The sequence below is a fragment of the Allostigmatella hybrida genome (genome assembly GCF_020103775.1).
Classification (GTDB): Bacteria; Myxococcota; Myxococcia; order Myxococcales; family Myxococcaceae; genus Hyalangium; species Hyalangium aurantiaca.
Map to the genome: position 1 here is coordinate 97,089 of NZ_JAHXBH010000022.1, position 13,457 is coordinate 110,545.

Consider the following 13,457-nt stretch of genomic DNA (forward strand, 5'->3'; position numbering starts at 1 on the left):
CGTGAAGGTGCTTCTGTTGGGGGCCGGGGGCCGTGAGCACGCCCTGGCGTGGAAGTTGGCGCGCAGCCCGAAGCTCTCGGCCTTGCTCTGTGGCCCCGGCAACCCCGGCATGGTCCGTCTGGGGACGCAGGTGGCCCTGAAGCCGGATGCGCCCGAGGCGGTCGCGGCCCTGGCGAAGCGGGAGAAGGTGGACCTGGTGGTGGTGGGCCCGGAGGCGCCGCTGGTGGCGGGCGTGGCGGATGCGCTGGCCGCCGAGGGCATTGCCTGCTTCGGTCCGGTGGCCGCCGCCGCGCGGCTCGAGGGCTCCAAGGCCTTCGCCAAGGAAGTTATGGCCGAGGCGGGGGTGCCCACCGCGGACTTCCAGGTCTTCGAGGATGTGGCCGCCGCCGAGGCGTATGCGGTGGCGCGCGGAAAGATTGTCGTCAAGGCGGACGGCCTGGCCGCGGGCAAGGGCGTCATCGTGGCGCCGGATGTGGCGTCCGCCCGGGCCGCGGTGAGGGCCGTGGCGGCGATGGGCCCGGCCAGCCAGCGCATGGTGCTGGAGGAGCTGCTGGAGGGCGAGGAGGTCTCCGTCATCGCGCTGTGCGATGGCGAGCGGTACGTGCTGCTTCCCCCCGCGCAGGACCACAAGCGGGTGGGGGAGGGGGACACGGGCCCGAACACCGGCGGCATGGGCGCGTACTGCCCGGCCCCCTTCCTGTCCGCCGAAGCGCTGGAGCAGGTGGGCAAGGACGTCATCGCCCCGATGCTCGCGGTGATGCGCCGGCGCGGGGCGCCTTTTCGCGGCGCGCTGTACGCGGGGCTGATGCTCACGCGCAGCGGGCCCAAGGTGCTCGAGTTCAACGCGCGCTTCGGGGACCCGGAGACGCAGGTGCTGATGCTTCAGCTCGGCGAGGATCTGCTGCCGCTGCTGGAGGCGTGCGCCCGGGGGCAACTGGAGCCCCGGCCCCTGACGCTGGAGCCGGGGGCCTCGGTGGGCATCGTCCTCGCGGCGGAGGGCTACCCGGAGGCACCCCAGCGCGGCCAGGAAATCCAGGGGCTGGAGGCAGTCCCCGCGGGCGCCACGGTGTTCGTGGCGGGCGCCGAGGCGAAGGGCAGCGCCATCGTCACCTCCGGCGGCCGGGTGCTGACGGTCTGCGCGCGGGGGGCGAACCTCGTGGAGGCGCGCGCCCGGGCCTATGAGGCCGTGGCGGGGCTGCGCTTCGAGGGCATGCACTTCCGCCGCGATATTGGAGCGCGAGGGGTGCGCACCGCGCCGTGATCCTGCTGGCGCGCTACCTGCTGAAGGAGCTGCTCGGCCCCCTGGTGGTGTGGGTGGCGTTCATGTTCCTGCTGCTGTTCGTCATGCAGTTCCTCGTGGGCACCGAGGTGCTGCTCGGCTCGGCGGTGACGCTCTCGGACGTGGGCCGGCTCATCCTCTACCTGACGCCGCACTTCCTGGTGAAGGCGCTGCCCATCGCGTTCCTGATGGCCATCCTGCTGGGGCTGGGGCGCCTGAGCGAGGACCGGGAGCTGACCGCGCTCCAGGCGCTGGGCATCAGCCCCGTGCAGCTCCTGCTGGGGCCCGTGGCCATCGGCCTGGTGCTCGGGGGGCTGATGGCGGTGCTGGCCTTCACCGCCCAACCCTGGGGCCTGACGAGCGTCAAGGCGCTGGTCAACGAGGTCATCAAGAAGAACGTGGCGGGCGACGTGAAGTCGGGCGTCTTCTACGAGGACCTGAGCGACCTGACGCTCTACGCGGAGCACGTCTCGCGCCAGGGCGGCGAGTGGACGCACGTGCTGCTGCACGATGACCGGGAGCCCTCCTCCCCGTTGCTGGTGCTGGCGCAGCGCGGCCGGGTGAACATGCGCGGTAGCGACGAGGCGCTGCGGCTCGTGCTGGAGGAAGGGGAGGTGCACCGCGCCAACCGCTCCACCACGGACTACAGCCTGCTGCGCTTCGAGCAGGGCGAGGTGTCCGTGGGGCTGGGCAGCTCGATGAACCGCAAGGGCAACCGCTTCCGCTCCCAGAAGGAGGAGATGTCGCCCGGGGAGCTGCTCCAGGCGGCGGAGGAGGCCGAGAAGAGCGGGGGAGACCCCCGGCCCTTCTGGATGGCCATCCACATGCGCGTGAGCAACGCGGTGGCGCCGTTCTCGTTCGCGCTGCTGGGCACGCCCCTGGCCATCGGGCGCAAGCAGGGCGGACGGGCCTGGGGGTACCTGCTGACGCTGGGCGGGTACGTGCTCTTCTACGTGCTCAGCCGGGTGTTCGAGACGCTGGGCAACCAGCAGAAGCTGCCGATGCTCCTGGCGGCCCAGCTGCCCAACCTCCTGTTCATCACCGTGGGCGTGGTGGCCATGTGGCGCGTGAGCCGCTCGGGGACGGTGCGGTGAGGGGCACGCTCTTCCGCTACGTGATGTGGACCTATGCCCGGTTCGTCGCGGGCATCCTCGCCGCGTTGCTCACGGTGTTCCTGGTGGTGGACTTCGTGGACCGCTCGCGCGCCTACACGGGCGAGGGGTGGGTGCTGGCCGTGCTGGAGCTGTACTGGAACAAGCTGCTCGTGACGACGCAGCTCTTGGGCCCGGCGGCCTTGCTGCTGGCAGCCGGGGCTGCCGTGTCCACGATGCGCAAGCGCGGCGAGGTGACGGCGCTGCGCTCGCTGACGTTCGGCCCCGCGGCGCTCTACCTGCCCGTGGGGGCCTTCGCGCTGCTGATGGTCGCGGGGCTCATCGCCTTCGATGAGTGGGTGGTGGCCAAGGCCAGCCGGCGGGTGGATGAAATCACCACCCAGCGCTTCAACCGGTGGGGAGACTGGCGGCTCTACTACACGCCCAAGCAGTGGTTCCGGCGGGGCGAGCACGTCTTCTTCCTGCGCAGTGGGAGCGTGCAGGAGGGCTTCCAGGAGGTGGCCATCCTCACGCTCTCCCCCGGCTTCAAGCTCGTGCGCCGGTTGGACGCGGACACGATGGTGCCCTTGGAAGGCACCCGCTGGCGCCTCACGGGCGTCCAGGAGCGGTCCTTCTCTCCGGAGGGCCGGACCACGGCCTCGGCGCAGCCGGAGGCGGAGTACGACCTGGGCGTTCCCGCCAGCGCCTTCTTCATCCGCCCGGGCCGTCCGGAGCAGATGCGCCTGCCCGAGCTGCGCGAGCAGATCCACGCCCGCACCGAGGTCGGTCTGGACTCACGGCAGTACGAGCTGGCGCTGTACAACCGCTTCGCCTACCCAATGGTGGGGCTGCCGGCGGCCCTGATGGCGGTGGGGTTGGCGCTGCGGCCCAGCCGCAAGGGGCACCTGACGGTGGCCATCGTGGAGGGGCTGCTCATCGCGGTGGCGATGTGGGGCCTCATCGTGGTGTCCCGGACCCTGGTGATGACGGATCGCATGGCGCCCAGCCTGGCTGCCTGGTTGCCGTCCTGCGTGCTCGTGGTGGCGGCCACGGGTTTGTGGCTGCGCCGGGAAGGCTGGCTCCTGATGCCGCGCCGTTCCGTGCCCCCCCCGTCACGATAGCCGTCGCACGCCTGGGCGGTTTGAGTTAATCCCTTGTGCCAGTGCGCCGCGCTGTCACCCTTACTTTCGCCGTGTGGGCCGTGGGGCTGGTCCTGGGAGAGCTCCTCCAGCAGGTGGCGGCTGGGGCGGCGGTGCTGTGCGCGCTCGTGCTGGCGTTCCGCCGCCGGCTCTTCCTGGCGCAGGACGTCAAAGCCTATGTCCTGGCCACGGTGGCGCTGACCTCCTGGCAGGTGCTCTCCCCGGCGGTGGCGCTCCTGACGGGGGCGGCGGACCGGTGGCCGCGGTGGGCGCGGTATGGGCAGGTGCTGGACACGGCGTCGGCCGCGGCAGTGGCCTCGGCGGGCACCGTGGGCGTGCCGTGGTTGCTCATCGCGGGGCTGGCCCTGGGCGGGTGGGTGCTGTCGGGGGCGCTGGGCCTCTTCCAGCACCTGGTGCGCTGGCCGTGGGAGCCTCCGGCGCTCTTCAAGCTGAGCCTGGCCCGGTTGCACGAGAACTTCGGCACCGAGGAGCACCCCCGCTATGCGGCCGGCGGCTTTGTGTTCCACCGGCTGCGCTTCTCGCATGGCGCCATGGCGGTGCTCGGGCCGGCGCTGGCCTGCCTGGCCCGGGCGCGGCCGGTGTGGCTCCGGGGGCTCGCCGCGGTGAGCCTCTGTGCCCTGCTGCTGGCCCCCTACACGGCGTTCGCGCGCGCCGCGTTGCTCACCGGGTTGATGGTGTGCGCCGTGGCGCTGGTGCTGCTCGTCCGGGGCACGCCCCGGAAGGTGGGGATGGCGCTGGCCGTGGTGCTGGTGGGCCTGGTGGTGGCGACGCCCGCGTGGCGGGCGCGGCTGGGCAAGGCGGTGGAGAACATCTATGGCGGCGAGCGGTCGCTGGCGATGTCCGTGGGCGGCCGGCTCGTGAGGGAGCATCCGCTGGTGGGCGTGGGGTTTGGCAACTACAAGCCCGCGGCGCTCGCGACCCAGGAGGAGACGGGCATCTCGGATCTCCTGTCCACGGATGCGCACAACCTGTGGCTGACGGTCTGGGCGGAGACGGGGCTGGTGGGGCTCCTGCTGCTGGCCGCCGTGCATGGCTTGCTGGCGCGGGCGTTGATCCGCCGGCACCGCCAGGGGTCGATTCCGGCCACGGGCGCGCTGCTGTCCTTCGTGGGGTTTCACCTCCTCGCGCTGGTGCACTACCTGCCGTTTCACTCCAGTGTTCACCTGTCCTTCGCGTTCGTCTGGGGCCTGGGCCTGTGCAAGTGGAAGCATCCGGAGAGAGCCGATGAGGGCCGCTGACACCTGGGGCGCCCGCGCGCGCTCGACGTCCAAGACGCCGCAGTGGGTCTTCTGGGCGCTGATGCTGGGGCTCGCGGTCCTGGCGGTCGCGCTGGGGCAGCACCCCCGGCGGGGCGTGGACTTCCGCGTCTACCTGCTGGCCGCGGAGCGCTTCCTGGCGGGCGTGGCGCTCTACCCCGTCTCGGATGGCACCATGCCCTTCAAGTACGCCCCCGTGACGGCACCGCTGTTCCTGCCCTTCACGCTGCTGCCCGCGCGGGTGGCCTCCGCGCTCTGGAACCTGGGCCTGGTGGCGGCCCTGGTGGCCGTGGTCCGGCTCACCTCGCGCCCGGCCTCCCGCCTGGAAGGGCGCGAGGCCTGGCCCTGGGCGCCCGTGCTCGCCACGCTGGCGCTGCTGCCCGCCTTCCGGTTCGAGTTCTTCTACGGCCAAGTGGATGCCCTGCTGCTGCTCCTGCTGGCGCTCACCGCCCTGGGGGCGGAGAAGGGCCACACGTGGGGCCCGGGCGTGGCGTTCGCCGTGGCCGTGTTGCTCAAGCCGCCCGCGGCGCTGCTGGTGCTGTTCCTCCTGGCGCGCCGCCACTGGCGGGTGATGGGGGCCAGCGTGGCGGTGGGGCTCGTGCTCGCGGTGCCCGCGCTCGCGCGCTATGGGTTCACGGGCCTGCTGGCGCAGACACAGGACTGGCTGGACACGCTCGCGCGCACCACGCCGCCGTGGGCGCTGGGGGCCAATGCCCAGGGGCTGCCCACGCTGCTGCTCGCGTTCATGGTTCCCCCGGAGCCCATGCCCTCGGGGGCGGCGATCTCCCTGGCGCAGGGGCTCGCCCTGGCCGTGTTCGCGGCGGTGCTGGCCTGGAGCCGGCCGCGGCCCCCGGCGCTGTTCGCCCTGTGTTGCCTCGGGGTGACGCTGCTCTCCCCGCTGGCCTGGCGCGCCAACTTCGTCATGGCCTGGCCGCTGCTGCGGCTCGCGGCGGAGCGGAAGACGCCGGGCGGCCTGGCCCTGGTGGCATTGGCGGGCGTGGTGGGGGTGTTCAGCGCGGACTTCGTGATTGGCACGGAGCGCGCGGAGCAGGTGCTGCTCTGGCGCCCCTATGCGCTCGTCTTCACGGCGCTGCTGGTGTGGGCCGCGTGGGATGCGCGCCGGGAGAAGGCCGCGGCTGCCTCATGAGGCGCGCGGGGCCGGCCGGTCCAGGACCCGGCGATAGGCCGCGAGCGTCCGCCGAGCGCAGTCCTCCCAGGTGAAGTGGGCGGCCCGGTCCCGGCCTTTCTCCACCAACGTCTCGCGCAGGGCATCGTCCCGGAGCAGGCGCAGGGTGGTGTCGCGCCAGGCGCGGACATCATCCGGGGGCACCAGCAGGGCGGCCTGTCCGGCCACCTCGGGCAGAGAGGAGGTGTTCGACGCCAGCACCGGGCACCCCGAGGCCATGGCCTCCAGCACGGGCAGGCCGAAGCCCTCGTACCGGGAGGGCAGCAGCAGCGCCCGCGCCGCCCCGTAGAAGCGGGGCATCTCCGCTTCGGGCATCTCCGCCAGCTCCACCGTGGTGGAGGGGAAGCCGAGCGCCTTCGCGGCCCCCTGGCCCGCGAGGAGCACGATCGGGATGGGAAGCTCCGGGGCCAGCTTCGCCAGCAGGCCGAGGTTCTTGTGGGCCTTGGGGTTGCCCACCGCCGCGAGGTAGCGCGAGGGGAGGCGATACCGCTCGATGAAGGCCCGGGCCTCGGACGCGGTGGGCGGCCGGTAGTGCCCATCCACGCCGGGCGCGATGACCTGGAACCGGTAGGGCGTCAGGCCCAGGTGCCTGGCCAGCTCCTCGCGGGAGAACTCGGAGACGGTCAGCAGCGCGGCGGCCTGCTTGGCGCGCGGCCCGACGACGAGCCGGTAATAGAGCGTGTGCAGCGGGCTGTAGTTCGCGGGCAGCGCCAGGTGGTTGGCGTCATGGAGCGTGGCCACGAGCTTTCCGTTCCACAGCCCCGGCAGCGAGAACGAGGTGGCGTGGAAGACATCCGGGGCGAGCTTCAGCAGGTCCCGGAGCAGCGCGGGCTGCTCCTTCAGCGGCGACAGGAAGCCCGCGCGGCTGGGGTACAGCGGCAGGGAAGGGGTCAGCTCGCCCAGCCCCGGCGGCAAGCCCTCCGGGGCCGTGAGGCCCATGAAGCGGAGGTCCGGTGCGAGCGGCGGCAGCCGCCGTGCCAGCTCCAGGGCATACCGTGCGATGCCGTGCAGCCTGCCCTGGACCATGCGCAGATCGATGAGGATGCTCGCCACGCCCCCTGGCGTAGCACACACGGCCCGGGGCGGGGATGCTAGAAGGGCGCCCGTGAAGGTCGCCCTGGTTCATGACTGGCTCGTCACGCTGCGCGGCGGCGAGCGTGTGCTCGAAGCGCTCTGTGAGCTGTTCCCCGGAGCGGACATCTATACGCTCATCCACCAGCCCGGGACGATGCCGCCCCTCATCGAGGACCGGCGCATCTACACCTCGTTCCTCCAGGACATCCCCGGCATCCACACGCGCTACCGGCACTTCCTGCCCCTGTTCCCGCGCGCCATCGAATCCTTCCGCCTGGAGGGCTATGAGCTGGTGCTCTCCTCCAGCCACTGTGTCGCCAAGGGGATCCGCACGCCGCCCGGGGCGCGGCACCTCGGCTACATCCATGCGCCCATGCGGTACATGTGGGATCTCTTCGACGACTACTTCGGGCCGGGCCGGGCCTCGATGCCCGTGCGCGCCGCGGCGCGCTCCGTGAGGCCGTGGTTGCAGCGGTGGGACCGGCGCACCGCCGCCGGCGTCGACCGCTTCGTGGCCAACAGCCAGCACATCGCCGGGAAGATCCACCGGTTCTGGGGCCGCGACGCCCACGTCGTGCACCCCCCGGTGGACCTGGAGCGCTTCTGCGCGGCGCCCCTGGAGGGCACGGGGCAGGGGGGCTACTTCCTGTGGCTGGGGGCCTTCGCGCCCTACAAGCGGCTCGACATCGCGCTGGAGGCCTTCCGCGCCCTGGACGCGGAGCTGTGGGTGGTGGGCACCGGGCAGGAGGCCTCGAAGCTCACCTCGGGCGCGCTGCCGCCCCACATCCGCTTCCTGGGCAACGTGCCGGATGCGCGCCTGCCCGCACTCTACCGCGACGCCCGGGCGCTCCTCTTCACGGGCGAGGAGGACTTCGGCATCACCCCGCTGGAGGCCCAGGCCACGGGCCGGCCCGTCATCGCCTACGCCAAGGGGGGCGTGCTGGAGACCGTCACGCCGCGCACCGGCCTCTTCTTCTCCGAGCAGACCCCGGAGGCCCTCGCCACCGCCGTGCGCCAGTTCGAGGCCTGGGCGCGCACCTTCTCGCCCGCCGAAGCCCGCGCCCAGGCCCAGCGCTTTTCCCGGCAAGCCTTCCTGCGCGGAATGCAGGCCGAGGTGGAGGCGCTCCTCAACTCGCCTGTCGTCAGATAACTGTGACGTTCCTGACAGGGGCCTCCTTTTTTTGAGCCCTTGGGGGGCGTGCGCCCCCTGGGTGTCCACTTCCGCCCCGGGTAAGCCCTTGGTTTCACGGGGCTTTCCGTGTTAGGTGGCCGGTGCGTCCGGGGGCTTCGCGCAGCACCCCGCTCTGGGGGCTGGGCGCGGGATTTGCACCCGTGCGGCCGGCAGTTGGCAGGCCACAGGAGTCCTGGCGTGTTCAGTCGTCTCCAGCGTTTCTACACGTCCATCAAGGTTGCCACCGACGTCTGCATGCTGACGGTGGCATTCGTGCTGGCGTACGCCACGCGCTTCGTGGGGCTCATCCCCGTGAAGGATGGCATTCCCCCGCTGGAGGAAACGGCCGTCTCGCTGGCCATGGCGCTGGCCATCTTCCCCTTCACCTTCCACCAGTCTCGGCTCTACATCACCAACCGCGCGCGCACCCACTTCGGGGAGCTGTTCGCGGTCTTCAAGGCCTCCATCACCGCGACGCTCATCCTCGTGGCGCTCACGTACTTCACGCGCGAGCGCTACTCGCGGCTCACGCTGGCGCTGTTCCTGGGCTACGCGCTGGTGCTCGTGTCGGTGACGCGGCTGGTGCTCCGGGTGGCGCTGTCCGAGGTGCGCCGCCGCGGCTACAACCTGAAGACCATCCTCGTCATCGGCGAGGGACCGCTGGGCCGCCGGGTCGTCGAGACGGTGCGCGAGCACCGCGAGCTGGGCTTCCGGGTGGTGGGGGTGCTCGCGCAGGATCCGGCCAAGGTGGGACGGCGGGTGCGGGGCGCGCCGGTGCTGGGCGAGGTGAAGGACGTGGAGCGCATCCTGGATGCCTGGCCCGTGGACCAGGTCATCATCGCGCTGCCGCTCGCCGAGCAGCTCGTGGTGAAGGAGCTGATGGAGCAGCTGGCGCTGCGCACCGTGGACGTGAAGGTGGTGCCGGACCTCTACCAGTACATCACCCTGTACGGCGGGCTGGAGGAGTTCGGCGGGCTGCCCATCATCAGCCTCCAGGGCGACCCGATGGATGGCTGGAGCCGGGTGGCCAAGCGCGCCTTCGACATCGTCTTCTCGCTGGTGGCCATCGCGCTGACGGCGCCCCTCATGCTGGTGACGGCGGTGATGGTGAAGCTCACCAGCAGGGGGCCCGTCCTCTATGCCCAGGAGCGCATGGGCATCGACGGGCGCACGTTCCCCATCCTCAAGTTCCGCACCATGCGGACGGATGCCGAGGTGGCCGGCGCGAAGATGGCCAGCCTGGAGGACCCGCGGCGCACGCCCATCGGCACCTTCCTGCGCAAGTACTCCATTGATGAATTGCCCCAGTTCTTCAACGTGCTGCGCGGCGACATGAGCCTGGTGGGCCCGCGCCCCGAGCGGCCCGTGTTCATCGAGGAGTTCAAGCGGCAGATTCCCCGGTATCACCTGAGACACAAGGTGAAGTCGGGCATTACGGGTTGGGCGCAGATCAACGGGCTGCGGGGACAGACTTCCATCCAGAAGCGCATCGAATACGACCTGTACTACATCGAGAACTGGTCGCTGCTGATGGACCTGAAGATTCTGGTGCGCACCGCGCTGGGCGGCTTCCTGTCCAAGAACGCGTACTGAGCCCGGGGAAAACCCGCAACCCGAACGCCCGGGAAGCCGTCTAGAATCGGCGGCCTCATGGCGGAAAAGCTCGGTGCCCTTCTGGTCCGCAAGGGCCTCATCACTCAGACCCAACTCGACGAGGGCCTCAAGGCCCAGATGATCTACGGCGGCCGCCTGGGGACGAACCTGGTCGAGCTGGAGTATCTGGACATCGAGAAGCTGGGCGAGGTGCTCGCGGAGCAGTCGCGCTATCCGCAGGCGACGGTCCAGGAGTTCGAGTCGGTCACCGTGGCGACGCTCGCGGCGCTGCCCGCGGCGCTGGCCGAGAAGCACGCCGCGTTTCCCCTGCTCCTGGAGGGGCGCCGGCTGAAGGTGGCCATGGCGAGCCCGTCCGACATGGAGCACGTGGACGCGCTCGCGTTCACCACGGGCCTGCGCATCGTGCCGTGCATCGCTCCGGAGCTGCGCCTCTACATCTACCTGGAGAAGCGCTATGGCATCGTCCGGCCGGAGCGCTTCATCCGGTTGGATCCGGACACCCGGCCGCAGGGGCTGCCAGGGGTGCATGCCCAGAAGCCGCCGGCCCAGGCGGCGCCCGCCACCCCGCAGTCCGCCGCGCCCGGAGGCACGCCTGAGTCCAAGGCGATGTTCGGTGGGCTCGATGACGGCGCGTACCTGAGCGATGACGCGCCCGAGGAGCTGCCGGGGGCTCCCGCGGCGCCGGGCGCCAGTGCTTCGAAGGGTGCTCCGAAGGCTGCCCCGAAGGCGGCTGCCTCGCTGATGGACGATGCGATCGACTTCCCCTCGGAGCTGCCTCCGATGAAGGCGAGCCCCGCGCCGGCGCCCGGTCGGCCGCCGGTGGAAACTGATCTGAACGCGTTGGACTTCCCCGACGGGCAGGGCATCTCGCTGCCGAAGCTGCGCTCCACGCCGCAGGCCGCGCCGCCGCCCAAGGCCGCGCCGCCGCCCCGGCCCCCGAAGCCCCTGGCGATTCCCTCGGGGGGAGAGGGGGACGCGTTGGACTTCCCCGATGGGCAGAGCATCTCCCTGCCGAAGCCGCGCGTCACGCCTCCTGCCGCCCCTGCCGCCGCGCCTGCTGCGCCTGTTGCGCCTGCCGCTCCTGCCGCCGCAGCGCCCAAGCCCCCGGCTCCTTCCGGGCCGCCCACGGCCCTCTCGGTTCCCACGTCGTTCACGCTGGAGCCGCTCGATGCGCCTGATGGGCTGTCGCTCGATGGGCCGTTCAATGCCGCCGAGAAGGCCCCTTCGCTTCCTCCGCCCAGCCCAGCGGCTCCCGCGCCCGCCAAGGCGGCAGGGACCCCGCCTCAGGGAAGTCCCTCTCCCTTGGCCGCTCCCGTGAGCCGCCCGCCGCCTCCGATTGCCCTGCCGTCGTCCCCTCAGCTCCTGGGCGGGATGGGCCCTGGGGCCATTCCACTGCCCGCGCCGGCGGCTCCTGCCGCTGCGCCTCCGAGCCTGGGCAGCGCGGCGGGGCAGGGGGCTCCGCGGCCCGCGGGGGCGCCGTTGCCTCCTCAGGCTCCTGTGGCTGCCCCCAGGCCCAACCCTCCCGCGTCGCCTCCGCAGGCGGTGCCCCTGCCTCCCGCGGCGCGGCAGACGCAGGCCTCCATTCCTTCCGTGCCCGCTGCCCGGCCGATCGCGCCGGGGGGACCCTCGGGTCCGCCGGGGGGACCCCAGGCGCCGGTCGCGGGACCGCCCCTCGTGCCCCCCGCGGCACCGGGTGAGACGCGGCCTCCGGTGGTGCCTCCCCGGCCCCTTCAACCGCCTGTGGTAGGGCCTCCGGCCGCGCAAGGCATGGTGCCAGGAGCAGCGCCTCGGCCGCCCCCAGGTGCGCCTCAACCGGCTCCAGCAGGGGGCGCCCGGCCCACGATGGGGCCGCCAGGGGGACCTCCCGCGCCGGCGGGAGCGGTGCCGGTGGCGGCTCCAGGGCGGGCGACGTTGACGGGGATTCCCGCCATCCAGACGCCCGCCGCGGCACGGCCGCCTGCGCCAGGACAAGCTCCGGGTGTGGCTTCGCCCACCGGTGCTCCAGCGGGAGCGCGTCCTCCGGGCGCGCCCGTGCGGCAAGAGCCGCCGAGCCGGGCTGCGATTCCCGCGGTGGGGGCTCCACCACCGGTGGCCGCGCCCGTGCCCCCAGCGGCCCCCGTGCGGCAAGAGCCACCGAGCCGGGCCGCGATTCCTGTCGTGGGCGCTCCACCGCCGGTGGCCGCGCCCGTGCCCTCCGTGGCCTCCGTCCGGCAGGAGCCGCCGAGCCGGGTCGCAATTCCCGCCGTGGGGGCTCCTCCGCCCGTGGCCCCTGTGCGGCAAGAGCCACCGAGCCGGGTCGCGATTCCCGCCGTGGGGGCTCCTCCGCCCGTGGCCCCTGTGCGGCAAGAGCCGCCGAGCCGGGTCGCGATCCCTGCGGTGGGTGCTCCGCCTCCGGCTGCTGCTCCAGGGCGGCCGGCGCCTCCGGTGGCACCGGGTCATCCGGGCGTTGCCGGCCCGGCTTCCCAGCGGCCCTCGATGCCGGTACCTGGGGAGTCTTCGCCGGCCGCTCGGCCCTCGGCACCCGTGCCGCTCCCGGCGCCAGCCGCTCCCCCTCCGGGCATCGCGCCTGTCCCGCCGGCTGCGTCCTCCAACGCGTCCGCGATTCCTCTCCCCGCGCCCTCGCTGCCGCCCGTGGCCGCGGATCTTCCGGTGATCGCGCTGCCCGCGCCGGTGTACACGCCAGAGCTTCCGGCTGAAGCCTCCGAGCCACCGCCCGTGATCGAGCTGGAGAGCGAGAACATCGACGAGGAGACGCTCGAGCCCGAGGCCGCCCTCGAAGAGGCGGAGATCGAAGAAGAGGAAGACGACGCCCAGGCTGCGGAAGCCGAGGCCTCCCTGCCCGAGATCGACATCGGCACGGTGACCGAGCCCGAGCCGTCCCAGGACGCTGCCGAGGAAGACGAGACGACCTCGTCCGGCGCCTGGACCCTGGAGGGGGTCAAGACCCAGCCCCCTCCCCCGGCCGAAGCCCTGGCGGAAGCGCCCGAGGCTCCGCTGGAGGAGCCCCCGGCCGCAGTGGAGAAGCCGCGGGCCCCCATTGATCTCGGCGAGCTTCCTCCCGAGCCCGAGGAGCCGCTGCAGCTCGCGGCGACGTGGGAGTTCGTCTCCCAAGGGGCAGGGGCGGAGGTCCATGCCGGACACGAGTCCACGCCTTCGTGGGAGTCGCGCGGGGTGGACCTGGAGACATCGGTGGCCGCGGCCCCGGAGCGCCCCGGCAAGCCTCAAGACGAGGTGGCGCTGGTGCCCACCTGGAGCTTCGTGCCGCCGTATCAGCCCGGGGCTCCCGCCGCGCCGGTGCCCCCGAGCCCTCCCAAGCCGCCCGCGACGGTGACGGCGCCTCCGGTCCTGGCGCCGGAGCTCTCCAGTCCGGAGCCCACGACGCACCGGTACGGCATCACGTCCGCCGCCTCCACCTCGGTGACGACCACGGCGAAGTACGGTGTCGCCCCCACCGCCTCCAGCCCCTTGCCCGGGTTCCCGGAGGTGGAGACGGATCCCTTCGAGGAGTTCGCGGCGTCGGAGGCCGCGAAGCCGCCCGAGGGTGGGCCGCCCGCGTCCGTGCCCTGGGACGAGAACCCCGAGGACAAAGAGGACTGAGCGGGCGTCCGAGGGCCCTGGAGACGAAT

General features: G+C 72.4%; 9 protein-coding genes. 8 read left to right on the top strand and 1 reads right to left on the bottom strand.

Going from position 1 to position 13,457, the window contains the following annotated elements:
- Position 1: 1 nt before the first annotated feature.
- The 5 genes from purD to KY661_RS26940 are packed head-to-tail and all read left to right on the top strand — an operon-like array spanning position 2 to position 5,933.
- A complete protein-coding gene (purD, locus tag KY661_RS26920) occupies positions 2 to 1,261 on the top strand; it encodes a phosphoribosylamine--glycine ligase (RefSeq protein ID WP_225412952.1) in 1,260 nt (419 codons plus the stop codon).
- Positions 1,258 to 2,373, top strand: a complete 1,116-nt coding sequence (locus tag KY661_RS26925; protein WP_225412953.1) for an LptF/LptG family permease — start codon at positions 1,258 to 1,260, stop codon at positions 2,371 to 2,373. Before purD ends, KY661_RS26925 begins: the two co-directional genes overlap by 4 nt.
- Positions 2,370 to 3,491, top strand: coding sequence for an LptF/LptG family permease (locus tag KY661_RS26930; RefSeq protein WP_225412987.1), 1,122 nt, complete (start codon positions 2,370 to 2,372; stop codon positions 3,489 to 3,491). Before KY661_RS26925 ends, KY661_RS26930 begins: the two co-directional genes overlap by 4 nt.
- Before the next feature lie 35 nt (positions 3,492 to 3,526).
- Positions 3,527 to 4,768 (top strand): O-antigen ligase family protein, encoded by a 1,242-nt coding sequence (locus KY661_RS26935; RefSeq protein WP_317987306.1) that lies wholly within the window; start codon positions 3,527 to 3,529, stop codon positions 4,766 to 4,768.
- On the top strand, positions 4,755 to 5,933 hold the full coding sequence (locus KY661_RS26940; protein WP_225412954.1) for a glycosyltransferase family 87 protein: 1,179 nt from the start codon (positions 4,755 to 4,757) through the stop codon (positions 5,931 to 5,933). Before KY661_RS26935 ends, KY661_RS26940 begins: the two co-directional genes overlap by 14 nt.
- On the opposite strand, the gene KY661_RS26945 is transcribed toward KY661_RS26940, so the two are convergent.
- On the bottom strand, positions 5,928 to 6,998 hold the full coding sequence (locus KY661_RS26945; protein ID WP_225412988.1) for a glycosyltransferase family 4 protein: 1,071 nt from the start codon (positions 6,996 to 6,998) through the stop codon (positions 5,928 to 5,930). The two genes, KY661_RS26940 and KY661_RS26945, sit on opposite strands and share 6 nt — an antisense overlap.
- A gap of 79 nt (positions 6,999 to 7,077) precedes the next feature.
- Between KY661_RS26945 and KY661_RS26950 the strand changes: the two genes are divergently transcribed.
- From KY661_RS26950 to KY661_RS37370, 3 genes are all read left to right on the top strand, one after another.
- On the top strand, positions 7,078 to 8,196 hold the full coding sequence (locus tag KY661_RS26950; RefSeq protein WP_225412955.1) for a glycosyltransferase: 1,119 nt from the start codon (positions 7,078 to 7,080) through the stop codon (positions 8,194 to 8,196).
- A 219-nt stretch (positions 8,197 to 8,415) separates the two neighbouring features.
- On the top strand, positions 8,416 to 9,810 hold the full coding sequence (locus tag KY661_RS26955) for an undecaprenyl-phosphate glucose phosphotransferase (RefSeq protein WP_225412956.1): 1,395 nt from the start codon (positions 8,416 to 8,418) through the stop codon (positions 9,808 to 9,810).
- Positions 9,811 to 9,867: 57 nt separating this feature from the next.
- Positions 9,868 to 13,428 carry a GspE/PulE/PilB domain-containing protein gene (locus KY661_RS37370; protein WP_263437387.1) on the top strand — a complete coding sequence of 1,187 codons (3,561 nt, stop codon included), beginning with the start codon at positions 9,868 to 9,870 and terminating at the stop codon, positions 13,426 to 13,428.
- Positions 13,429 to 13,457: the final 29 nt, after the last annotated feature.